This is a genomic window from uncultured Anaerotruncus sp., assembly GCF_902490045.1.
In the GTDB taxonomy this organism is placed as follows: Bacteria; Bacillota; Clostridia; order Oscillospirales; family Ruminococcaceae; genus Anaerotruncus.
Window position 1 is genome coordinate 1 of record NZ_CABUCJ010000011.1, and the last position, 20222, is coordinate 20222.

20 protein-coding genes are annotated in these 20222 nt (G+C 64.6%); 2 read left to right on the forward strand and 18 right to left on the reverse strand.

Annotated features, from left to right (window positions below):
• Window positions 1-248: 248 nt before the first annotated feature.
• The 10 genes from RDM88_RS02340 to RDM88_RS02385 form a co-directional block, all read right to left on the reverse strand.
• The gene (locus tag RDM88_RS02340; RefSeq protein ID WP_308752839.1) at window positions 249-1235 is read right to left on the reverse strand and encodes a ComEC/Rec2 family competence protein; all 987 of its coding nucleotides are present in this window, start codon (window positions 1233-1235) and stop codon (window positions 249-251) included.
• Window positions 1232-1486, reverse strand: coding sequence for a helix-turn-helix transcriptional regulator (locus RDM88_RS02345; protein ID WP_308752841.1), 255 nt, complete (start codon window positions 1484-1486; stop codon window positions 1232-1234). Before RDM88_RS02345 ends, RDM88_RS02340 begins: the two co-directional genes overlap by 4 nt.
• A 178-nt stretch (window positions 1487-1664) precedes the next feature.
• On the reverse strand, window positions 1665-2639 hold the full coding sequence (locus RDM88_RS02350; RefSeq protein ID WP_308752843.1) for a carbohydrate kinase family protein: 975 nt from the start codon (window positions 2637-2639) through the stop codon (window positions 1665-1667).
• 62 nt (window positions 2640-2701) lie between these two features.
• Complete coding sequence (locus tag RDM88_RS02355) at window positions 2702-3634, reverse strand: pseudouridine-5'-phosphate glycosidase (protein ID WP_308752845.1); 933 nt, start codon at window positions 3632-3634, stop codon at window positions 2702-2704.
• A gap of 29 nt (window positions 3635-3663) precedes the next feature.
• Window positions 3664-4722, reverse strand: a complete 1059-nt coding sequence (locus RDM88_RS02360; RefSeq protein WP_308752847.1) for an ABC transporter permease — start codon at window positions 4720-4722, stop codon at window positions 3664-3666.
• Entirely contained in the window at window positions 4719-6251 is a 1533-nt protein-coding gene (locus tag RDM88_RS02365; RefSeq protein WP_308752849.1) for an ABC transporter ATP-binding protein, read from the reverse strand. The genes RDM88_RS02360 and RDM88_RS02365 overlap by 4 nt, the downstream gene beginning before the upstream one ends.
• Before the next feature lie 73 nt (window positions 6252-6324).
• Window positions 6325-7392, reverse strand: a complete 1068-nt coding sequence (locus tag RDM88_RS02370; protein WP_308752851.1) for a BMP family ABC transporter substrate-binding protein — start codon at window positions 7390-7392, stop codon at window positions 6325-6327.
• Window positions 7393-7415: 23 nt separating this feature from the next.
• Complete coding sequence (locus RDM88_RS02375; RefSeq protein WP_308752853.1) at window positions 7416-8210, reverse strand: SDR family NAD(P)-dependent oxidoreductase; 795 nt, start codon at window positions 8208-8210, stop codon at window positions 7416-7418.
• Between the two features lie 14 nt (window positions 8211-8224).
• Window positions 8225-9013 carry an SDR family oxidoreductase gene (locus RDM88_RS02380; RefSeq protein ID WP_308752855.1) on the reverse strand — a complete coding sequence of 263 codons (789 nt, stop codon included), beginning with the start codon at window positions 9011-9013 and terminating at the stop codon, window positions 8225-8227.
• A gap of 20 nt (window positions 9014-9033) precedes the next feature.
• Window positions 9034-9948: an ABC transporter permease gene (locus tag RDM88_RS02385; protein WP_308752857.1), complete on the reverse strand. Its 915-nt coding sequence runs from the start codon at window positions 9946-9948 to the stop codon at window positions 9034-9036.
• Between the two features lie 372 nt (window positions 9949-10320).
• Between RDM88_RS02385 and RDM88_RS02390 the strand changes: the two genes are divergently transcribed.
• Complete coding sequence (locus RDM88_RS02390; RefSeq protein ID WP_308752859.1) at window positions 10321-11070, forward strand: DeoR/GlpR family DNA-binding transcription regulator; 750 nt, start codon at window positions 10321-10323, stop codon at window positions 11068-11070.
• Between the two features lie 82 nt (window positions 11071-11152).
• Here RDM88_RS02390 and RDM88_RS02395 read toward each other — a convergent pair whose 3' ends face one another.
• The 8 genes from RDM88_RS02395 to RDM88_RS02430 all read right to left on the reverse strand — a co-directional run bounded on the left by RDM88_RS02395 (window position 11153) and on the right by RDM88_RS02430 (window position 19180).
• On the reverse strand, window positions 11153-13057 hold the full coding sequence (locus tag RDM88_RS02395) for a YgiQ family radical SAM protein (RefSeq protein WP_308752861.1): 1905 nt from the start codon (window positions 13055-13057) through the stop codon (window positions 11153-11155).
• Window positions 13058-13129: 72 nt separating this feature from the next.
• A complete protein-coding gene (locus RDM88_RS02400) occupies window positions 13130-15673 on the reverse strand; it encodes a DNA translocase FtsK (protein ID WP_308752863.1) in 2544 nt (847 codons plus the stop codon).
• A 25-nt stretch (window positions 15674-15698) separates the two neighbouring features.
• Window positions 15699-16574, reverse strand: coding sequence for an undecaprenyl-diphosphate phosphatase (locus tag RDM88_RS02405; RefSeq protein ID WP_308752865.1), 876 nt, complete (start codon window positions 16572-16574; stop codon window positions 15699-15701).
• A 39-nt stretch (window positions 16575-16613) separates the two neighbouring features.
• Entirely contained in the window at window positions 16614-16814 is a 201-nt protein-coding gene (locus RDM88_RS02410; RefSeq protein ID WP_308752867.1) for a YlzJ-like family protein, read from the reverse strand.
• On the reverse strand, window positions 16811-17566 hold the full coding sequence (locus RDM88_RS02415; protein ID WP_374045398.1) for a ClpP family protease: 756 nt from the start codon (window positions 17564-17566) through the stop codon (window positions 16811-16813). Before RDM88_RS02415 ends, RDM88_RS02410 begins: the two co-directional genes overlap by 4 nt.
• Before the next feature lie 163 nt (window positions 17567-17729).
• Window positions 17730-18215, reverse strand: a complete 486-nt coding sequence (locus RDM88_RS02420) for a gamma carbonic anhydrase family protein (RefSeq protein WP_308752869.1) — start codon at window positions 18213-18215, stop codon at window positions 17730-17732.
• Window positions 18216-18226: 11 nt separating this feature from the next.
• Window positions 18227-18667, reverse strand: a complete 441-nt coding sequence (locus RDM88_RS02425; protein WP_308752871.1) for a hypothetical protein — start codon at window positions 18665-18667, stop codon at window positions 18227-18229.
• Window positions 18668-18688: 21 nt separating this feature from the next.
• Complete coding sequence (locus RDM88_RS02430) at window positions 18689-19180, reverse strand: deaminase (RefSeq protein WP_308752873.1); 492 nt, start codon at window positions 19178-19180, stop codon at window positions 18689-18691.
• 154 nt (window positions 19181-19334) lie between these two features.
• Between RDM88_RS02430 and rsmA the strand changes: the two genes are divergently transcribed.
• On the forward strand, window positions 19335-20198 hold the full coding sequence (gene rsmA / locus RDM88_RS02435) for a 16S rRNA (adenine(1518)-N(6)/adenine(1519)-N(6))-dimethyltransferase RsmA (protein ID WP_308752875.1): 864 nt from the start codon (window positions 19335-19337) through the stop codon (window positions 20196-20198).
• The last annotated feature ends 24 nt before the right edge of the window (window positions 20199-20222 follow it).

Sequence of the window (20222 nt, forward strand, 5' to 3'; positions counted from 1 at the left end):
GCGGACTCAAGCCGGGGTCGCGGGGCGGAGCGCCCGCGAGCGGCCGTCGCGCGTAAGCGCGCTCCGGGCGCAGCCCGGGCAGGCCGCCTAAGCCCCTGCGGTTTCTTTCCCCCATTTCTTGTCCGTACAAGAAATGGGGTCGTTGTCGGTCGACTACCGACAAGCTCTGCCGCTTCACGAGCGGCAAATCTCAAGCGAACGCCGGCCGACCACCGGCAGCCTCCGCCGCGACCTGAGCGGATAATCAATTATTTTTCGGTTTGCACCGAAAGCTGTTCCCCGTCCGAAGTGACGACGACTGTCCCGCTGCGGTCGGTGCGGTAAAGGGTGACGCCGCGCTTTTCCAGTCGTTCAAGCACCTTCGGGCTCGGGTGTCCATAGGAGTTGTCCCAGCCGACGCAGCAGACCGCGATCTCCGGGTCGACGGCGTTCAGCCATTTCTCCTGAGAGGAGGTGTCGCTCCCGTGATGCCCGAGCTTGAGCACATCGGCGGAAAGACCGTCGCCATAGGCTTTGACGAGGTCGTTTTCACTCTGCCTGCTGGCGTCGCCGGTGAAAAGGAAGGCGGTTTCGCCGAAGTCGAGGCGGCAGACGACGGAATTTTCGTTGAGGTCGTCGCGGTATTCGTCCATCGGCCCAAGTACGGTGAGTATCGCGCCGCCGCCGAGATCGTATTTGATGCCAGGCTGTGCCTTTGCGACCTTCAATTCCTTGTCGGCGATCGCGTCGAGCAGGCGTTCGTAGGTCTTGGAGGTGGGGGTCAGCGATTTCGGCGTCTCCGCAAATAGGACCTTGCCGATCTCGAACTGGTTCACCACGTCCGCCATGCCGCCGATGTGGTCGGCGTGGGGATGGGTGGCGATCAGCAGGTCGATGCGTTCGACGTCCTGCGCCTTGAGGTAGGCGGCGACCGCGTCCCCTCCGCCCACGTCGCCCGCGTCAATCAGCACGGTCTGTTCGGGCGTCTGGATCAGCTCGCAGTCGGCCTGCCCCACGTCGACATAGTGGACGGCGAGCTCCCCCTCCGCCCGCGTGACCGCCGCGGGGGAAAGCCCGGCGCTTTCGTAGAGGCCGTCAAGCCGGTTCAGGATGTCCTGCATTCCGGGCAGCGGCAGGCCGCCGATCGCCTCATTGAGCAGGAGGAGGACGAACAGCGCCGCCAACACCGCGGCGGCACTGCAAAGAACCTGTTTTATGGGAAGCGGCTTGCGCTTTTTCCGGCGGGTCCGGCTCATGACTGCGCCTCCTCACCGGTGAGCAGCCAATACACGTCGACGGAAAGCGCCCGGCTGAGACACAGAAGCTCGTAGTCGGTGACGATCCGCAGATTGCGCTCAATTTTACTGATGTTCTGCTGGTCGATATTTGCCCCTTGGGTCTGCATTCGCGCCGCGAGGTCGTTTTGCGTCAGACACTTTTCCCGGCGTTTTTGGACAACCCGCTCAGCGACCAGGTTCTTTTGATTTTGAAACTGCATACTGTACATAGGACATCTCCCATACGTCAGACGAACGTAATTATTGTCTTGACTTTAGCATGGCAAATGTGCTATTATACATTCATGAGACGTATTGAAAAAAATATACGTCTTGTTGCTGTTGCTCCTGTTTCCCTAACGGACTGCGGCAAAGGAGAGGGGCCCCGCACAGCGGGGCCCCTCTCCTTTATGGATTGTCCAACCGGACGATTCGGTTTACCATGGATGCGCGTACCTTTTGGTAGAGCGCTTCCGCCTGCCCCGCAGGCACGCCGAGGTACTCGGGCACGCCGCGCAGGCCCATCGAGATGGCGGAACCCACCATGCCGCAGACGGCGGCTTCCAGAAGCGGCCTCCCGCGCAGCAGGTTGATGCAGAAGCTCCCACAAAAGCTGTCGCCCGCGCCGGTGACGTCGATGATTTCATCGTCCCGCGCGCAGGGCGGCACCAGATAGAAGGCATCCCCCTCCCGGACGTGGAGAACCGCGCCCTTCCCGCCCATTTTGAGGGCAACGATTCCAGGTCCCATGGCGGCAAGCCTGCGGAGATAGGGCATGTAGTTTTCTACCGGCTGCCCGTAGGGAATTTCCCAGAACTTCGTGAACTCGTCCTCGCTCGGCGTGACAATCGACACTTTTTTGAGGATCTGTTCCCACAGGGCGATATGCCGTTGGAAGAACCACTCGTAATGCGGGTCGAGCTGGACAACGCGCCCCTTCGGCAGGACGTTCAGCAGGGCGAGAACCTCCTCGGGGGGAAGCGGGGCGATATGAAAGCCCTTGGCGTCGAGGTAACGGGGCGGGATGTCCCCGGGGGCGGGCGCCGCCTCGATGCGGTTGGCGGAATCGTGGTGCGTGACCCAGTGACGGTACCCGTCGAGGTCATAGAGCAGCCACAGCTTGATCCCCTCCCCCTCCATCACCCGGACGCCTTCGACGTCTAGACCGGGGTGCCGGACCAGCGGTTCGAGCAGGGCGGGGGGCATGGCGGCGGCCCGCCGCGTGACGAGCCCGACTTCCCCATCCTTAGCCCAGTAGGAGGCCCCGGCGGCGGCATTCATGCCGCCGCCGCCCAGATACCCGAGCTGGAGCCTGCCGTCATAGGTGACGATAAAATCCCTGGTGGTGTGTCCGAACACCGCCAGTTCGATCCTTCCTGCCATGATGACTCCTCATAGCGGGCGGGGAACCGCGTCCGCCCGCCCGCTTTCTTCCACACGAATTTTTAGATTTTTTCCGCCGAAAGCGCGGCGAGCGACTTGGCGATCTCGCTTGCAAGACGGACGTTGCTGTAAACCAGCTGGATATTGGTGTCGAGGCTGCGCCCCCCGGTGATCTGCTTGACCCGGTCGAGCAGGAAGGGGGTGGAATCCTTGCCGTGAATGCCCTTTTTCTCTGCCTCCCGGACGGCCTGCTCAATGACCGGGTTGATCTCCTCCTGCGGGATTTCATACTGCCTGGGGACGGGATTGCAGACCAGCATGCCGTTGGAGAGCCCCATCTCCTGCTGAAGGTGGAACATTCGGGCGATGGCGGCCGGGTCGTCCAGACGGTAATCCGGCTTGTAGGGGCTCTCGGAGGAATAAAAGGCGGGCAGGCAGTCGGAACCATAGCTGACCACGGGGACGCCCTTCGTCTCGAGGTATTCCAGGGTGAGCGGGATATCGAGGATGGCCTTGGGCCCCGCGCAGACGGTCAGGACGGGCGTGCGCGCGATCTCCTCGAGGTCGGCGGAGATGTCGAAGGATTCCGCCGCCCCCCGGTGGACGCCGCCCAACCCGCCGGTCGCGAAGATGTGGATGCCCGCCATGTGTGCGATGATCGAGGTCGCCGCGCTGGTGGTCGCGCCGTCCAGCCCGAGGGCGACGGCCGCGCCCATATCCCGCCGGGAGAGCTTGCGGACCGCGAGGCCGGTCTTTCCCATGTAGGTGATCTCGTCGCGGTTCATTCCGACGATGATTTCCCCGTGGATGACGCCGATGGTCGCGGGGACGACGCCCATTTCCCGGATGATCCGGTCCACCTCGAGGGCGGTCTCGACATTTTGCGGGTAGGGCATCCCGTGGGAGATGATGGTGCTCTCAAGCGCCACCACCGGCCTGTTGTCGGCAAGTGCCGCCTCGACCTCCGGGGAAATCCGCAGATAGGCTTTTTTCATGTGCATATAATCCTTTCCTGGTTATGATTTCACTGGCCGGAAGCCGCTGCCTTCAGCTTTGCGCGGATTTGCGGCAGCTTCTGTACGGTGATGATGACAATGACGATCCCCATGAGGATTTTTGCCATGGCCTTGGGGACGCCGCCGAACATCTCGATCGCAATGGACCCGCTCGCCATGGCGCCCATGAAGAAGGCGGAGAGGGGCACGAGCGCGGGATTGCCGCCCGCGAGCAGGGAGACGACGATCCCGTCGAAGCCCACGTCAGGGGAGAAGTCGATCATGAACCGCCCGTAGTTCCCGAGAATTTCGACCGCGCCGCCCAGTCCCGCGATGGCGCCGCTGACGGCGTAGACGAGCATCTGCCGGCTGCCGACCCGCAGGCCGGAAAACTCGGCGAACCGCTCGTTTGCGCCGATGACCCGGCACTCGTAGCCGATGACGCTCTTCGCGTCGAGGAAGGCGATAACCGCGGCCACGATCAGCGCGATCAAAATCCCGGTGGTGACGTTGGTACCGCCGATCAGCACGGTCAGGCGGGAGCTCTCGGGGATATAGGCGGTCGAGCCGCTCTCCCCAAGGGTGCCCGGCTCATAGTAGGGGTAGCGCACGAGATATTCGGTGAAGAGGGTGGCCACATAGTTGAGCATGAGCGTGACCACCACGATGCTCGCCCCGAAGCGGATGCTGATGGAGCCGGCGAGCACCGACCAGAGCATCCCGGCGGCCATCCCGGCCAGCATCGCCAGGGTGAGAACGGCAAGGTGTGGTGCGTCGGGAAGGGCGAGGCCCACCGCCGTGGCTGCGAAGGCGCCCAGGTAGAGCTGGCCGGCCGCGCCGATGTTGAAGATGCCGCACCGGGAGGAGACCGCGAAGGCGAGCCCGGTGAAGACGAGGGGAGTGGCCCAGCGCAGCGAGCGCGCCAGGTTGTAGACGCCGCCGAACGCGCCCTTAAACAGGGCCGAGTAGATGGTGGCGGGGCTTTTTCCGCTGGCGAGCAGCACCAGCGTGTTGAGCGCGAAGGCGCACAGGAGGATAAGCAGGATGCGCGCGAGCCCCCGGAAAAACCGTACCGCTTTTTGATTCATCCTTCCGCCTCCTCACTTTCGGCGATGCCGAACATCATCCGTCCGAGCTTGTGCTCGTCCGCCTCGGCACGCAGGAGCTCGCCGGTCTTTCTGCCGCCGTACATGACCATGATCCGGTCGCTGAGCTCCATGACCTCGTCGAGGTCGGCTGAGATGAGCAGCACGGCGTTTCCCGCGTCCCGCATCTCCATAAGCATTCTGCGTATGTATTCCGACGCGCCGATATCCACCCCGCGGGTCGGCTGGCAGGCGATGATGACGCGGGGCTTTTTGGAGAGCTCGCGCGCCACGACCACCTTCTGCATGTTGCCGCCCGAGAGGTTTTTGCAGGGCTCCTCGGGGGAGGACGCCTTAATCTGATAGGCCCCGATAAGCCCGCGGCTGACCGCCTGCGCCGCCCTCCAGTTCATGACCCCGTGCTTCGATACGGGCGGGCCGTTCCGGATGCTGAGGACGAGGTTGTCGGTGAGGGAGAAGTCGAGGATGAGCCCCTCCTTGACGCGGTCCTGCGGGATGTGCGCGAGTCCCCGTTCAAACCGCTTGCCGACGGGTATGCGGGTGATCTCCTCCCCCTGCATCTCGATGCGGCCCGCCGCGGGGCGGCGGACCCCGATGACCGCCTCGGCCAGCTCGGTCTGCCCGTTGCCCTCCACGCCCGCCACGCCGAGGATTTCCCCCATGCGCAGCTCGAAGGAAAGCCCCTGTACCTCCAGCGTGCCGCGGTCTCCGGGGACCGCGAGGTCCTCGACCGAGAGCGCGACCGGCCCCCGGTCGGTATCCTTGGGTTCGAGCCCCCTGATCTCCCGCCCGATCATCATCTGGGCGAGGAGGCGGGGGGTGACATCGGACTTGTTTACCGTGTCGACCGACCTTCCCGCCCGCAGGACGGTGATCCGGTCGGAGATCTCCATCACCTCCCGCAGCTTGTGGGAGATGAAGATGACGGTGTGCCCGGCCTGCGAGAGCTTGCGGACGGTATGGAAGAGCTCCTCGCTCTCCTGCGGGGTGAGCACCGCAGTGGGCTCGTCCAGGATCAGGATTTTCGCCCCGCGGTAGAGCGTCTTGACGATTTCAATCCGCTGCATCAGCCCGACGGTCAGGCTGCTCACCGGCGCGTCCAGCGGAAGATCGACGTCAAAATCCCGCCCGATCGCCTCGAGGTGGCGTTTCATCTCGCGGGGCTTCCAGAGCACCCGCTGTCCGGGCGGCCGGTGCCCGAGCACGATGTTTTCCGCGACGGTCAGGGAGGGGGAGAGCATGAAGTGCTGGTGCACCATCCCGATGCCGTTGGCGATGGCGTCCTTGGGACTGCGCAGGACGAGCGGTTTCCCGCCGAGGAGGATTTCCCCCTCGTCGGGGCGCAAAAGCCCATAGAGGATATTCATAAGGGTGCTTTTCCCCGCGCCGTTTTCGCCGATCAGCGAGTGGACCTCGCCCTTTTTGACGCCGAAATGGATGTGGTCGTTGGCGAGTGTCGTGCCAAACCGCTTGGTGATGCCGGAGAGCTCCAGATCGTATTCAGGATTCATCAAAGTCACCTGCCGCATCCCGGTCGCGTGGAGCCGCCCGCGCCCGGAGGGCGCGGGCCGGTCCACTGGTGTGTTACTTCTGAATATTGCGCTCGACCGTCAGTTCGCCGGCCTTGATCTTTTCAGAGACCGCCTCGACGTCAGCCACGCCCTCGTCGAAGGCGGCTTTGTCCTCCGCGCTGAGGTGCTCGGAGATGAGGGGGCTCACGGTGATGCCGATACCGCCCTCCGCCAGCGTGGAGAAGTGGGTGCCGGGGGCGAAGTTCCCGTTGGCGAACGCACTGACCACCGAGTACATGGCGGGGCCGAACTGGGTCATCGTGTCGGCCAGCACGACCGCGGGTGAAATCTCGTTGTGGGGGGAGGAGTCGCCGATGATGAAGACGCCCTTTTCCTCGCCCGCCTCGATGACTCCCATCGCGGTGGCGGCGCAGTCGGTGATGATCAGATCGCAGCCCTGGTCGATCAGGCTGATGGCGGCCTCCTTGCCCTTGGCGGGGTCGTCGAACGAGTTCGCGTTGGACAGAAGCACGTCAAAATCGGGGTTGACCGATTTCCCGCCCGCCTTGAAGGCGTTGTAGTTGGCGATCAGCGCGCTCTGCTCGGCGCCGATGACATGCCCGGCCTTGTTTACCTTCGTCATGTGCCCGGCGAGGACGCCGCACAGGTAGTAGCCCTCCCATGTGGCGAAGTCGACACAGACGACGTTGTCCATCTCGATCTCCTCGAGGGGGAAGACCATGCAGAACTTGGTGTCGGGGAACTCGGGGGCCACGGCCTTGAGCGCCTCGACCATGGTGGGCATGGCGCAGATGATCATGTCGACCCCCTCGCGTGCAAAGGTGCGGACGACCTCCTCGTGCTGGGAGGGCTCGAGCGCCTCGTAGATGGAGGTATCGAGGTTGAACTCTTCAGCGGCTTTCTCGAGGTTCTGCTTGAGACTGTCCATCGGGCCTGAGTCGCCGAGGCTCTGCGGGATCACCATGACGACGCGGAGCCCGCCTGAGGCGGATGCGGGTTCCTTGGAGTCGGGGGCGGCCTGCGCGCCGCTTTCGGGGGCGGAGGCCGGACTGCCGCCGCAGCCTGCCAGCAGGGAAAGAGACAGGGTCAGAACGAGCATGAGAGCGAGAGCCTTTTTCATGAGATTCCCTCCTTATTTCATCGTCAAAATTTGGTGTTCCCGGCGTCCACGTTGATCGACTGGCCGCGGATCATCGCGGCGGCGGGGGTGCAGAGGAAGGCGACCACCCGGCCGACCTCGACCGGCTGGATCAGCCTGCCGAGCTGGGGCGGGCCCCAGGTCCTCTCGCAGTCGGCAACGGTCACCTTTCCGCCCGTCTGCTGTTCGGTGGCGGCCATGCAGGCCCGGAGCATGGCGGTGTCCACCGCGCCCGGGCAGACCGCGTTGACGTTGATGCCCAGTGCCGCGAAGTTGGAGGCCATGCACTGGGTCATGTTGCTGACCGCCGCCTTGGAGGCGCAGTAGTGCACCTGATCGTCGTAGGTGACCTTAGCGCCGTTGGAGGAGAGGTTGACGACGCTGCCGCCCTTCCCCGCCTTGCGCAGGCCGTCCGCGAAGAGCTGGGTCATCCGGAAGAGCCCCTTGACGTTGACGCTCAGGATGAAATCCCAGTCCTTGTCGCCGATCTCAAAGATGTCCTGCATCAGCGTGACGCCCGCGTTGTTCACGAGGATGTCGGGCACGCCGAAGACCTGGCTCGCGCGCGCCAGCGACTCCCGCACGGTGTCGGGCTTGGTCACGTCGCAGTAGCTTCCGGCGGCGTTGATCCCCTCCAGCCGGAGTTCCTCGGCCGCCCTGCGAAGGCTCGTCTCGTTGATGTCGCAGAGCAGGACGGACGCGCCGAGCTGCCCGAGCGCCCGCGCGATGCCAAGGCCGAGTCCGCTGCCGCCGCCCGTGACGATTGCTGTGCGGTCCTTCAGAGAGTAATAGTCGTTCATGGAAGCCTCCTTTTCTAGTAGGCCTCGGCGAGCATGATGCCGCCGTCGGCAAGGATGGTTTCTCCCGTCACCCAGGCGGAGAGTTCGCTGCAGCAGAAGATGCAGACGTCGGCGATATCGACGTGCTGCGCGATCCGTCCGAGGGGTGCCCTGTCGCTGTAGCGTTCCCGCCAGCCGGGGACGTTCTGGTCGAGGCCGGGCGCGTCGATGAGCCCGGGCGCGACCGCGTTGACGCGGATGCCGTGCTTTCCGAGTTCGAAGGCCATACAGCGCGTGACCATCTCGAGCCCCGCCTTGGAGGAGCCGTAGACGAGCCCGTCGGCCATCGGACGGAAAGCGTTGATCGAGAGAATGTTGACGATGGCGCCGCCCGTTCCCTGGCGGATCATCTGGTTGGCGGCGGCCTGCGCGCAGAAGAAAGCGCCCCGCAGGTTGGACTGGTGCATATCGTCCCATTCGGCCTCTCCCACGGTGAGCAGGTCGTGGTGGGGGTAGATGCCCGCATTGTTGACCAGCATGTCCACCCGCCCGAAGGCTTCCGCCGCTTGGGCGATCATCTCCCGGCTCTTCCCGGCGTCCCGCACGTCGGTGCGGATGGCAAGGCCCCTGGCGCCGCATTTTTCGATCTCCGCCACCACCTCCGCGGCTGGGTGCGCCGGGTCCTCGGTGCGGTAGGTGATCACGACGTTGGCCCCCGTCTCGGCGAACCGCTTGGCGATCCCCGAGCCGAGCCCGGCGCGGCCGCCGGTGACGATCACAGTTTTTCCGGAAAAGTCGAGCATCTTTTGAATTGGTACTGCCATGGAAATCCCCCTTTTTGATTTTAGTTGTGAGACGCGGTTGGGGTCGGCTTATGAACGGCGGGCTTTTTCAGGCGCAGGTTGCGCAGGATCAGCACCGCAAGCGTGACAAGGTATGGGATGGTGAGCACCAGCGGTCCGGGAAGGTTCAGATTCTGGACGCGGAAGGTGACGACCTCGGCAAGCCCGAACACAAAGCTTGCGAGCGCCGCAGCAAAGGGGTTGGCGTGTCCGAAGACGACCGCCGTGTAGGCGAAGAACCCGCGTCCCGCCGTGATATTCTCGGTAAACATCTTGACGTACCCGAGGGAGAGATGGACCCCCGCCAGCCCGCAGAGCATCCCCGCGAAGAGGGAGGCGGCAAGCCGGTAGCGGTAGACGGGGATTCCGGCTGCGGCTGCGGCCTCGGGTTTTTCCCCCACGGCGCGCAGGGAGATGCCGAGGTGGGTGTGGAAAAGCAGAAAGTGGAGGGCCGCGACAAGGAGCAGGGAGACGTAGACCAGCGCGGTGTGATTGTTGAGCACCTTGTCCAGAAAGGGGACCCGGTCAAAGAAGGGAATCGAAATCCGCGGGAGTCCGATGATGCGCGGATTTCCGACCGTCCCCGCATCTCCGAAGATCATCTTCATCATGTAGGTGGTGGCGCCGATCGCCAGCGTGTTGATGCCGATCGAGACGATCGTCGCGTTGGCGCTCAGCCGTTCGGTCAGCCAGATGTAAAGGAGCCCGCAGACCGCGCCCGCCGTCAGTGCGAAGGCGACCCCCATGAGGGGGGAGGCGGTCAAATAGACCCCCAACACGCCGAAAAAAGCGCCGAAAAGCATGATGCCCTCGTGTGCGATTGTGAACACTCCGGCTTTTTCAAAGACGACGCCGCCCATGGCGGCGAGAAGAATGGGGGCGGCGGTGCGCAGCATGCCGGCCAGAATTTCGAGCATGGACTTCCCCTCCTTGAAACGTTTTGCATGAACGGCTTCGTGCCCGCAGACGGAATGTGAAAAAATCTGTTACCGGAACCACCGGCTGCAAACTCATCTTAACACGGTGTTTTTGGGCATTGCAATACGGATGTGGAGGTTGGCGGAAAGATTCGGAGAATTGGACACATGGGGGTTCGGAGGCTTGGGAGAAAACCACATAAAAAATCACAAAATAAAATTTTTTGTAATTTTTTTGGAGGGAAATTTGCGATATGTCGACATTATATTCACAAACACTTGAAAATGTAAACACAATTTGTTATGATTTGGCAAGACCATAACAGAAAGGGATTGCTTCGATTGGACAAAAAACTGTTGCGGATCAACCGGATGACAGAGCTTCTGCAGCAAAGGCGCTCCTCCACGGTCAGGGAGCTGGCCGGGCAATTGAAGGTGTCGGAAATGACCGTCCGCCGCGATCTGGAGGTGCTTACAGAGGGCGATATTGTGACCGTCGCGCATGGCCACGTCCTGCTCAAGAACCCCCAGGCCCGGCCGGTCATCGGGCCGGATTACGAGTGGGCCTATGAGAACAGCTCCCACTTCGAGGAAAAGGAGCGGATCGCCCGGTTCGCCGCGTCGATGATCGAGCCGGGCGATATGGTCATCCTGGACGTCGGCAGCACGCTGGAACGCCTGCCTCGCCACATCCCCGCGGAGATGGACTTTTCCGCCATGTGCTTCAGCGTCAACGTCTTTAACCAGCTCAGGCAGAAGCCGAACCTGCGCCTCATTCTGGGGGGCGGGAGCTACCACCACGCCACCGACATGTGCGAATCCCCTGAGAATGTCGCGATGGTCAATAACCTGCGCGCCAACAAGGTCTTCCTCTCGGCGGGTGGGGTGCACCGGGAGCTGGGGGTCACCTGCACCTACCAGTATGAGGTGGATCTCAAGCTGGCGGCCATCAGCTCCTCTAAGACGCGCATCCTCGTAACAGATTCAAGCAAGTTCGGCAACGTCCGGGTGGCGTTTTACGCGCACCTGTCCCAGTTCGACGCGATCGTGACGGATACCGGCCTCCCCGAGGACTGGCGGGAGTGGATCGAACAGGCGGGCATCAAGCTGCACCTGCTCTAAGCGCCTTACCACATAACAAAAAGCGGACATTTTCCGAAAAAAATGTCCGCTTTTTCATGTAAACAGGTACCCGGCGGGCCCGTTATCGGGAGCCGCGCTTTCCCGCGGGGCGGGCGGATCGCTTCCCGCGCCCTTCCCCCCGGCCCTTCGCGCGGCCGGGCGCCTGGCGGCCCGCCGCTTTTTCCGCCGCCGCCCGGTCGGGCGCGCGCCGGTCGGGCGGGATCAGGCAGTTGGGCCCGCTGCCGACGAGGTCCATCCGTCCGGTGCGCTGGAGCGCGGTGAGCACGGCGCGGCGGTTCTCGGGCTTATAGTACTGGAGCAGCGACCGCTGGAGCCACTTGTCCTCCTGCGAGCGGGGGACAAAGACCTCCTTGAGCGTATAGGGGTCGAGCCCGGTATAGAACATGCAGGTGGAGATGGAGCCGGGCGTGGGATAGAAGTCCTGCACCTGCTCGGGGCGGATGCGGTGCTTTTTGAGGAAGACCGCGAGGTTGACCGCGTCCTTCAGCGTGGAGCCGGGGTGGGAGGAGATGAGATAGGGAACGAGGTACTGCTCCTTGCCCACCTGTTTGGTGAGGCGGTAGAACCGCTCGGCGAACCGCTCGTAGACCTCGATGTGCGGTTTGCCCATGCAGTCGAGGACGTGGGCGCTCGAATGCTCGGGCGCGACCTTGAGCTGTCCGCTCACGTGGTATTGGAGCAGCTCGCGCATGAAGCGGTCGTCCTTTTCGAGCATCATGTAGTCGTAGCGCAGGCCGGAGCGGACGAACACCCGTTTGACGCCGGGCAGCTCGCGCAGGCGGCGCAGCAGGCGCAGGTATTCGCTGTGGTCGACCTCGAGCGCGGGGCAGGGGGTGGGCGCGAGGCATTTGCGCTCGGCGCAGAGCCCCTTGGAAAGCTGCTTTTTGCAGGAGGGGCGGCGGAAGTTGGCGGAGGGCCCGCCCACGTCGCTGATGATCCCCCGAAAGCGCGGATTTTTGAGAAACCCCTCCGCCTCGGCGACGACCGATTCCTCGCTGCGGCAGGTAACGGCGCGGCCCTGGTGGAAGGCGATCGAGCAGAAGTTGCAGTTGCCGAAGCAGCCGCGGTTGTGCATGATCGAGAATTCGACCTCCTTGATCGCGTCGACGCCTCCCTGCGCCTCGTAGGAGGGGTGGTACATCCGCTCGAAGGGCAGGGAGAACACCGCGTCGAGCTCCGCCGTCGTGAGCGGGGGCATCGGCTCGGCCTGCACGAGGAAGCAGTCGTCCCCCTGCTTCTGGATGATCTTCCGCCCGCGCACCGCGTCCTGCTCCTCGATCTCGGTGCGGGTGGCCTTGGCGTAGGAGAGCTTGTTTTCCTTCACCTTGGCGTAGGAGGCCACCGATACGGCGTCGGCGGGCAGACCCGGCTGGCCGGTGAGGTAGCAGATCCCCCTGCAGCGGATCTCCCGCGCGGGAACGCCCTTTTCCAGCTCCCGCGCGATGTGCTCCGTCTGCTTTTCCCCCATGCCGAAGATGAGCAGGTCGGCGCGGCTGTCGACCAGAATGGAGGGCATCACCGTGTCCGCCCAGTAGTCGTAGTGGGCGAAGCGGCGCATCGACGCCTCCAGCCCGCCGATGACGATCTGCGCGTCGGGGAAGAGGGCGCGGATTCTGTTGCAGTAGACGGTCGTGGCGCGGTCGGGGCGGCGGCCCGCCTTCCCGCCGGGGGTGTAGGCGTCATCCGAGCGTTTCCTCTTGGCGGCCGTGTAGTGCGCGACCATCGAGTCGATGTTGCCGCCCGTCACCCACCAGCCGTATTTCGGCGCGCCGAAGCGCAGGTAGTCCGCGTCGGACACCGGCTGGGCGATCATCGCCACCCGGTAGCCGAGCGATTCCAGCAGGCGGGAGACGATCGCGATGCCGAAGCTCGGGTGGTCGACGTAGGCGTCGCCCGTCACGCAGATGAAGTCCGCCCGGTCCCATCCGCGCTCGCGCATCTCCTGTTTGGTCAGCGGCAAAAACATGACAACTCTCCTCGGCCGCGCGGGGCGGCGGAAATGAGAGATGCCGCCAGAGGCGGCATCCCGGGTATGCGCTTAGTCGGCGCGGTTCAGCTTCATCTCGGCCCACCGTTCGGGGGAGATGAGCACCTGGCGCGGCTTGCTGCCCTCGAAGGGGCCGACGATGCCGCGCTGCTCCATCTCGTCGACGATGCGCGCGGCGCGCGCGTAGCCGAGCTTGAGGCGGCGCTGGAGCAGGGAGGTGGAGGCCATCCCCGCCTCGACGACGCATTCGATCGCGGGCAGGAGCATCTCGTCCTCCGACTCCTCCCCCGAGGCGGAGGCGTCCCCGCCGCCGTTCTTGCTCCCCTTGCCCGCGACGACGTGGTTGTCGATCTCGCTGACGATCTCTTCGTCGTACTCGGCGGCGGCGTCGCTCTTGATGAAGGCGATCACGTCCTCGATCTCCTCGTCGGTGACGAAGCACCCCTGCACGCGCACCGGCTTGGCCGCGCCCACGGGGTTGAAGAGCATGTCGCCGCGTCCGAGCAGCTTTTCCGCGCCGCCCATGTCAAGGATGGTGCGGCTGTCCACCTGCGACGACACCGCAAAGGCGATGCGGGAGGGGATGTTCGCCTTGATGACGCCGGTGATGACGTCGACCGACGGCCGCTGGGTGGCGATGATGAGGTGCATGCCGGCGGCGCGGGCCATCTGCGCGAGACGGCATATGTAGTCCTCCACCTCGGTGGGGGCGGCCATCATGAGGTCGGCCAGCTCGTCGATGATGATGACGACCTGCGGCAGGGTGGTCATCCCCTCCGTGCGGGCGGCGAGGTGGTTGTAGGAACCGAGGTCGCGCACCGAGTTGTCCGCAAAGAGCTTATACCGCTTGAGCATCTCGGTGACCGCCCACGAGAGGGCGCCCGCCGCCTTTTTCGGGTCGGTGACGACCGGTACGAGCAGCTGCGGGATGCCGTTGTAGACCCCCAGCTCGACCACCTTGGGGTCGATCATGAGGAAGCGGACCTCCTCGGGGGTGGATTTGTAGAGTAGCGACATGATGATCGAGTTGATGCAGACCGACTTACCCGAGCCGGTGGAGCCGGCGATGAGCAGGTGGGGCATCTTGGAGATGTCGGCCAGCGTCACATTGCCCGCGATGTCGCGCCCGAGCGCCACGGTGAGCCTGCTCTTGGCGCCCTGGAACTCCTTCGAGTCGATGATCTCGCGGATGGATACCGCGCTGATCACCTTGTTGGGCACCTCGATGCCCACGGCGGCCTTGTTGGGGATGGGGGCCTCGATGCGCACGCCCGCCGAGGCGAGGTTGAGCGCGATGTCGTCGGCCAGCCCGGTGATGCGGCTGATCTTGACCCCCGCCGAGGGCTGGAGCTCATACCGCGTGACCGCCGGGCCCCGGGAGATGTCCACGATGCGGGTCTGCACGCCGAAGGAGGCGAGCGTGTCCACCAGCCGCTGGGCGTTGGCGCGCATCTCGTCGGTGATGTCCGTCTCGCTCTTGCGGCGGGGCTCCTTGAGCAGCCCGACGTGCGGCTTCACATAGGCCGGGTGCACAGGGATGGTGGATTCCGCCTCCAGCTCCATCTGGATGCCCTCGTCCGGCTTGCACCGGTCGAGCGGCGGCGCGGGGATGGGGTCCGGCTCGGGCAGGGGCTCGGGCGCCGGTTCGGGCGCGGGCTCCGCCTTGAAGGAGAAGCGGCCGGTGTCGGTGGCCGCCTTGCTCACGAGGTCGTCGATCGACGGCTGGGGCGCGGGCACGAACTCCATTGCCTCGTCGGCGGGCAGCAGCGAAAAGCCCCCCGCCAGCGCGGGGTCGAAGTCGTCGTCGAGCGGGATGTCGATCGCGGCGGCCTTCGGCCGGGGCACGGCCGGCGCGCCCGCCTGCGGCACGTCCGAGGTGAGGTCGGGGGCGGCCTTCGCGGTTTTCCTGCCCCGGCGCGGGGCGTCGAGCGGGATGTCGATGGGCGTCTTCGGCGCGGCCTGGGCGCGCGCGGCGCGGCGCTCCTCCTGCTTCTGCATCTGGTCGGCGTAGGTCTCCTCGATCTTTTTGACGGGCTGGTGCGCCGCGCGCGCGAGCCCGATGAGGGTGCCGCCGGTGAGCAGCATCAGAAAGACGAAGATGAGCAGGACGATGACGACCCCCGCGCCCACCTTGCCGAAGAAGTGCAGGAGCGGAAGTCCGGCGATCGCGCCGAAAAGACCGCCGCTCTTGACCTCGGTGCCGCGCAGGATGCATTCGACGAGCATGTCCAGCAGATGGTCGCTCTCGGGCAGGCCCATCTGGAAGATCTGCAGCGCGCCGCAGAAGAGGACGACCAGCACGCCGCATTCGAGCGCGCGGGCCTTGAAGGGCTTGTCCATCGTGAGCAGCGCGGCTATGTACAGGAGGGTGACGGCGACGAAGATCGCGCCCCACCCGAAGAGGCCGAACATGGCGTTGTGCAGCCAGTTCCAGCCGCTCGAACCCTTGATTAAGGTGAGCGCGGCGACGAAGATGCCGACCGCGAAGAGGATGATCGCGTGGATCTGCCGCCGCGCGCGCTGCTGGGCGGCGTTTCGTTTGCGGGTGGCGGCGGCGGATTTGCCGCGGGAATTGGATGAGGTTTTGGTGGCCATGATACCCTCCTGAGCAAACTGCGGTTTATTTGCCGATAAAGAACTGCTGGATGGGATGCCCCGCGAAGTTGTCGATCATGCCCACGGTGAGCATGACGGCGCCGAGCGCGAGGGTGTACCAGCCGAAATATTTGAGCTTGTTGCCCTTCACGACCCACTGCACCAGCTTGATGGCGAGCACGCCGAAGACGGCCGAGGTGAAAAAGCCGGTGAGGATGACGGGCAGGGGCAGCCCGGCCCCCTCGCGGAAGGCGTCGGGCACCTCGAAGACGATCGCGCCGAGCACGGCGGGGATGCCGAGGATAAACGAATAGGTGACGGCATACTCGCGCTCGAAGCCCCACAGCATCCCGGCCGAGATGGTGGATCCGGAACGGGAGATGCCGGGCATCGTGGCGACCACCTGCGCCACGCCGACCGCGACGGCGTCCTTCGCCTTCATGCCGGAGGCGTTCTTGCGGCCGTGGTCGTGCTTACAGGCGGTCAGGAGCAGGATGCCGGTGAAGAGGAAGCAGAACCCCTCGACCGTGATGTCGTTGTCGGTGGAAAAGCCCTCCACCCAGTCCTTGATGAGGAACATCACGGCCAGAGGGAGAAGCGAGAGCAGCAAAAAGAGCAGCATCCGCCGGCTGGGGGACATGTTTTTGGCGGAGAAGCGCCCGGTGAAGAGGTCCCGCAGCAGGGAGAACGCCTCGAGGATCAGGTCGGCGATGGTGCGGCGGAAGACGATGAACACGGCGATCAGCGTGCCCGCGTGCAGCAGGATGGAGAAGAGGAAGCCGGTGTCGCCGCTGTTCCCGGTAAAATACTGGAAGAGGGAGAGGTGTCCCGAGCTGGACACGGGGAGGAATTCGGTCAGGCCCTGCAGGACGCCCTGCAGAAACGCCTCCAACACGCTCATGGCAGACTCCTTTATGTAGGGCGCGGCGCGCCCTGCGGCTTATTTTGGCAGCTGGCCCCCCGGCGCGTACCGGGGGTCGAGATAGAGCTTGGGATCGGTGGAAATCAACCGAGAAACAGTAAATTTCCCACCGTTATTTACTCCTTGTATATAACTGTTATGCAGCTCCCGGTATTCGTATGCGGCGTTTTCGCCGTCCGGGAAGATCTGCTCGGGCGGGATGACCGTGTGCAGGATCATGACGCTTCCTCCCGTCCCTCGATCATCGCGTAGAGCGATTCAATCACGTCGGACACGCCGCCAAGCGCGTCGATGAGCCCCTCGTCGACCGCCGACTGCCCGTCGAGCACGGTGCCCACATCCATGACGAGCTCGTCCTTGTTCATCATGAGCTGGCGGAACCGCTCGGGGGTGATGTTCGAATTGTCGGTGACGAATTTGACGATCCGCTCCTGCATCTTGTCGAAGTAGGAGAGGGTCTGCGGCACCCCGAGCACCAGCCCGTTCATCCGCACGGGGTGGACCGTCATCGTGGCGGACGGCACGATGAAGCTCTTGCGCGCGCTCACCGCGAGCGGCACGCCGATCGAATGACCTCCGCCGAGCACGAGGGAGACGGTGGGCTTTTTCATCCCCGAGAGCAGCTCGGCGATCGCAAGCCCCGCCTCCACGTCGCCGCCCACCGTGTTGAGGATGATGACCAGCCCTTCGATGTCGGGGTCCTGCTCCACCGCCAGCAGCTGGGGGATGACGTGCTCATATTTGGTCGTCTTGTTGGTCGCGGGCAGGATATAGTGTCCCTCGATCTGCCCTATGATCGTCAAACAATGGATCGTGTGCTTGCCCTTGCCGGCCGTGATGCCGCCGGTGCGCTCGATCTGTTCGGTCTGCGCCTGCGAACCGGTCTCCTGTTCGTCGGATTCGGCCTCCTCCGGCTTGTCGGTGTTTTGGGTGGCGTTCTGCCGGGTCTCCTCGTCGTCAAACGCTTTCACAATCGATACCTCCTTCAGAATGGTAACGACTGTAGCATTGACCGTTCTTCAGCGGAAAATGCGGCAAAACATACAACTTTATTATAACATTACAGGGCAGAATGTCAAACGAACAAGCACGAAAAAAAGCCGCCGCGCGGGTGCGCGGCGGCCGAACGGTTCTTTATTCCTCCGCCCCGGCGGCAAGGGCCGCGTACTGCGCGGCGGAGGCGGCGTTGTGTTCGATTTCGGCGGGCATGAGCGGGCGCATCACCCGCGCGGGCTGTCCGAGCGCGAGGGAGCCGTCGGGGATTTCCACCCCCTGCGGAACGAGCGCGCCCGCGGCGATCAGGCAGTTTTTCCCGATCCTCGCGCCGTTTAAGACGACGGCGCCCATGCCGATCAGCGTGTTGTCCCCGACCGTGCAGCCGTGGAGGACCGCGCCGTGCCCGACAGTGACGCCGTCGCCCACCGCGACGGGAAACCCCGCGTCCGCGTGGACGACGCAGCAGTCCTGGATATTGGTGCGCGCGCCGATGGAGATCCGCTCGATGTCGCCGCGCACGACCGCGTTGTACCAGATGCTGCTCTCCGCACCGGCGGTGACCTCCCCGCGCACGACCGCGCCCGGGAAGACGCGGGCGGAGGGATTTAGTTCAGGCTGTTTCATCCGCACGCCCCCTATCGGTAGCGCAGCCAGCGCGCGAGCAGGTAGACGGCCAGGATGAGCTGCCCTAGGAGGGCGATGCCGAAAAAGTCCTCGCTGACAAAGAGGAAAAGCAGCCGCATGCGGAAGGCTCCCGCCGTCCCGGGCAGCACCAGCGCCAGCGCCGGCAGGAGCACGAGCCCAAGCGCGGCGGCCGCGGCGCAGGCTCCGGTTGCCCGCGCGCGGGCGCAGAGGATGCCCGCCGCTGTGAGGTAGGCGGCGACGGAGAGCAGGGTGAAGAACTGCCAGCAGAGGGCGGGCCACACGAGGAAGGCGCGCTTCATCTGCTCCCCGAGCGGGTAGGAGACAGCGGGGAAGCACCCGATCAGGGCGGGCGCGAGCGCGAGCAGCAGGCAGAGCGGGAGGCTGTTGCCCCCGCGCCGTCCCGAAAGGTCGATGCGGTGATGTCTGGTCACGGCGGAGGCCCCCTTTAAAAATCAGTAGTTGCTTTCGCCGCGCAGCGTCTCGTCGTTGACGATCCATTCGTCGGCGACGTTGATGACGCGGAAATTTTCCTTGTCGTCGCGCACGATGACGGTCGAGACGCCCGCGTTGATGATCAGGCGGGTGCACATCGAGCAGGGGCAGGCGTTCCGGACATATTCGCCCGAGGCCACCTCCCGCCCCACGAGGTAGAGGGTGGAGCCGAGCATATCCACGCGGGCGGCGTGGATGATCGCGTTCATTTCGGCGTGGACCGAGCGGCAGAGCTCGTAGCGCTGGCCGCGCGGGACGTTGAGCCTGTCGCGGGTGCAGTAGCCCAGGTCGGAGCAGTTCTGGCGGCCGCGCGGCGCGCCGACATAGCCGGTGGAGACGATCTGGTCGTTTTTGACGATGATCGCGCCGAAGTTGCGCCGCAGGCAGGTGCCGCGCTCGGCGACGGTCTCGGCGATATCGAGGTAGTAGTTGATCTTATCGCGTCTTGTCATATCGGTTCACATCCTTTATAATGATACCATTCGGCGGAAGGGCGGTTGTCCTTTCAGAATATTCTACTATAGTTTGCCGGACTGTGCAACAATCGGTAAAAATTTCACGGACTGTGCGGAAATCCGCCGCGCCGGCAAAAAGGAGGGAAACGCCGTGGAAAACCTTTCGAATATCGGGGTCATCCGGGACCTGCTCGCGCGGCACGGCTTCCGCTTCTCCAAGGCGCTGGGGCAGAACTTCCTGATCAACCCCACCGTCTGCCCGCGCATGGCGGAGCAGGGAGGCGCGGGGCCGGGCGTGGGCGTCGTGGAGATCGGCGCGGGAGTCGGGGTGCTGACCGCCGAGCTGGCCCGCCGCGCGGACCGGGTCGTCTGCGTCGAGATCGACGGGCGGCTGCTCCCGGTGCTCGCCGAGACGCTCGCCGGGTTCCAAAACGTCGAGATCGTCAACGCGGACGTCATGAAGGTCGACCTGCGCGCGCTCATCGCGGACAGGCTCGCGGGCCTGCGGGTGGTCGTCTGCGCGAACCTGCCCTACTACATCACCTCCCCGATCGTGATGGGCCTGCTCGAACAGCGCCTGCCCATCGAATCGGTGACCGTCATGGTGCAGAAGGAGGCGGCCCAGCGGCTTTGCGCCCTCCCCGGCACCCGGGAGGCGGGCGCGGTGTCCTGCGCCGTGCGCTACTACAGCGAGCCGAAGGTGCTCTTTCCCGTTTCGCGCGGGTCCTTCCTGCCCTCGCCCGATGTGGATTCCGCCGTCATCCGCCTGGACGTCCGGCGGGAGCCGCCCGTCGACCCGGGGGACGAGACGACCTTCTTCCGGGTGGTGCGCGCCGCCTTTTCGATGCGGCGCAAGACGCTGCTCAACTGCCTCGCGGCGGGGCTGCCGCTGCCGAAGGAGCGGGCCGCGGCGCTGCTCGAACGGGCAGGGGTGCCCGCGGGGGCGCGCGCCGAGCAGCTCACGCTGGAGCAGTTCGCGGCCGTCAGCCGCGCGCTGGCGGGGGATACGCAATAAAAAAACGGGGCGCCGCCGGCGCCC

Coding starts and splice junctions, on each gene's coding strand:
- RDM88_RS02390 (WP_308752859.1), top strand. CDS start 10,321: ATGACAGAGCTTCTGCAGCAAAGGCGCTCCTCCACGGTCAGGGAGCTG.
- RDM88_RS02340 (WP_308752839.1), bottom strand. CDS start 1,235: ATGAGCCGGACCCGCCGGAAAAAGCGCAAGCCGCTTCCCATAAAACAG.
- RDM88_RS02355 (WP_308752845.1), bottom strand. CDS start 3,634: ATGAAAAAAGCCTATCTGCGGATTTCCCCGGAGGTCGAGGCGGCACTT.
- RDM88_RS02370 (WP_308752851.1), bottom strand. CDS start 7,392: ATGAAAAAGGCTCTCGCTCTCATGCTCGTTCTGACCCTGTCTCTTTCC.
- RDM88_RS02350 (WP_308752843.1), bottom strand. CDS start 2,639: ATGGCAGGAAGGATCGAACTGGCGGTGTTCGGACACACCACCAGGGAT.
- RDM88_RS02400 (WP_308752863.1), bottom strand. CDS start 15,673: ATGGCCACCAAAACCTCATCCAATTCCCGCGGCAAATCCGCCGCCGCC.
- RDM88_RS02360 (WP_308752847.1), bottom strand. CDS start 4,722: ATGAATCAAAAAGCGGTACGGTTTTTCCGGGGGCTCGCGCGCATCCTG.
- RDM88_RS02405 (WP_308752865.1), bottom strand. CDS start 16,574: ATGAGCGTGTTGGAGGCGTTTCTGCAGGGCGTCCTGCAGGGCCTGACC.
- RDM88_RS02345 (WP_308752841.1), bottom strand. CDS start 1,486: ATGTACAGTATGCAGTTTCAAAATCAAAAGAACCTGGTCGCTGAGCGG.
- RDM88_RS02430 (WP_308752873.1), bottom strand. CDS start 19,180: ATGACAAGACGCGATAAGATCAACTACTACCTCGATATCGCCGAGACC.
- RDM88_RS02380 (WP_308752855.1), bottom strand. CDS start 9,013: ATGGCAGTACCAATTCAAAAGATGCTCGACTTTTCCGGAAAAACTGTG.
- RDM88_RS02410 (WP_308752867.1), bottom strand. CDS start 16,814: ATGATCCTGCACACGGTCATCCCGCCCGAGCAGATCTTCCCGGACGGC.
- RDM88_RS02375 (WP_308752853.1), bottom strand. CDS start 8,210: ATGAACGACTATTACTCTCTGAAGGACCGCACAGCAATCGTCACGGGC.
- RDM88_RS02385 (WP_308752857.1), bottom strand. CDS start 9,948: ATGCTCGAAATTCTGGCCGGCATGCTGCGCACCGCCGCCCCCATTCTT.
- RDM88_RS02395 (WP_308752861.1), bottom strand. CDS start 13,057: ATGTTTTTGCCGCTGACCAAACAGGAGATGCGCGAGCGCGGATGGGAC.
- RDM88_RS02420 (WP_308752869.1), bottom strand. CDS start 18,215: ATGAAACAGCCTGAACTAAATCCCTCCGCCCGCGTCTTCCCGGGCGCG.
- RDM88_RS02365 (WP_308752849.1), bottom strand. CDS start 6,251: ATGAATCCTGAATACGATCTGGAGCTCTCCGGCATCACCAAGCGGTTT.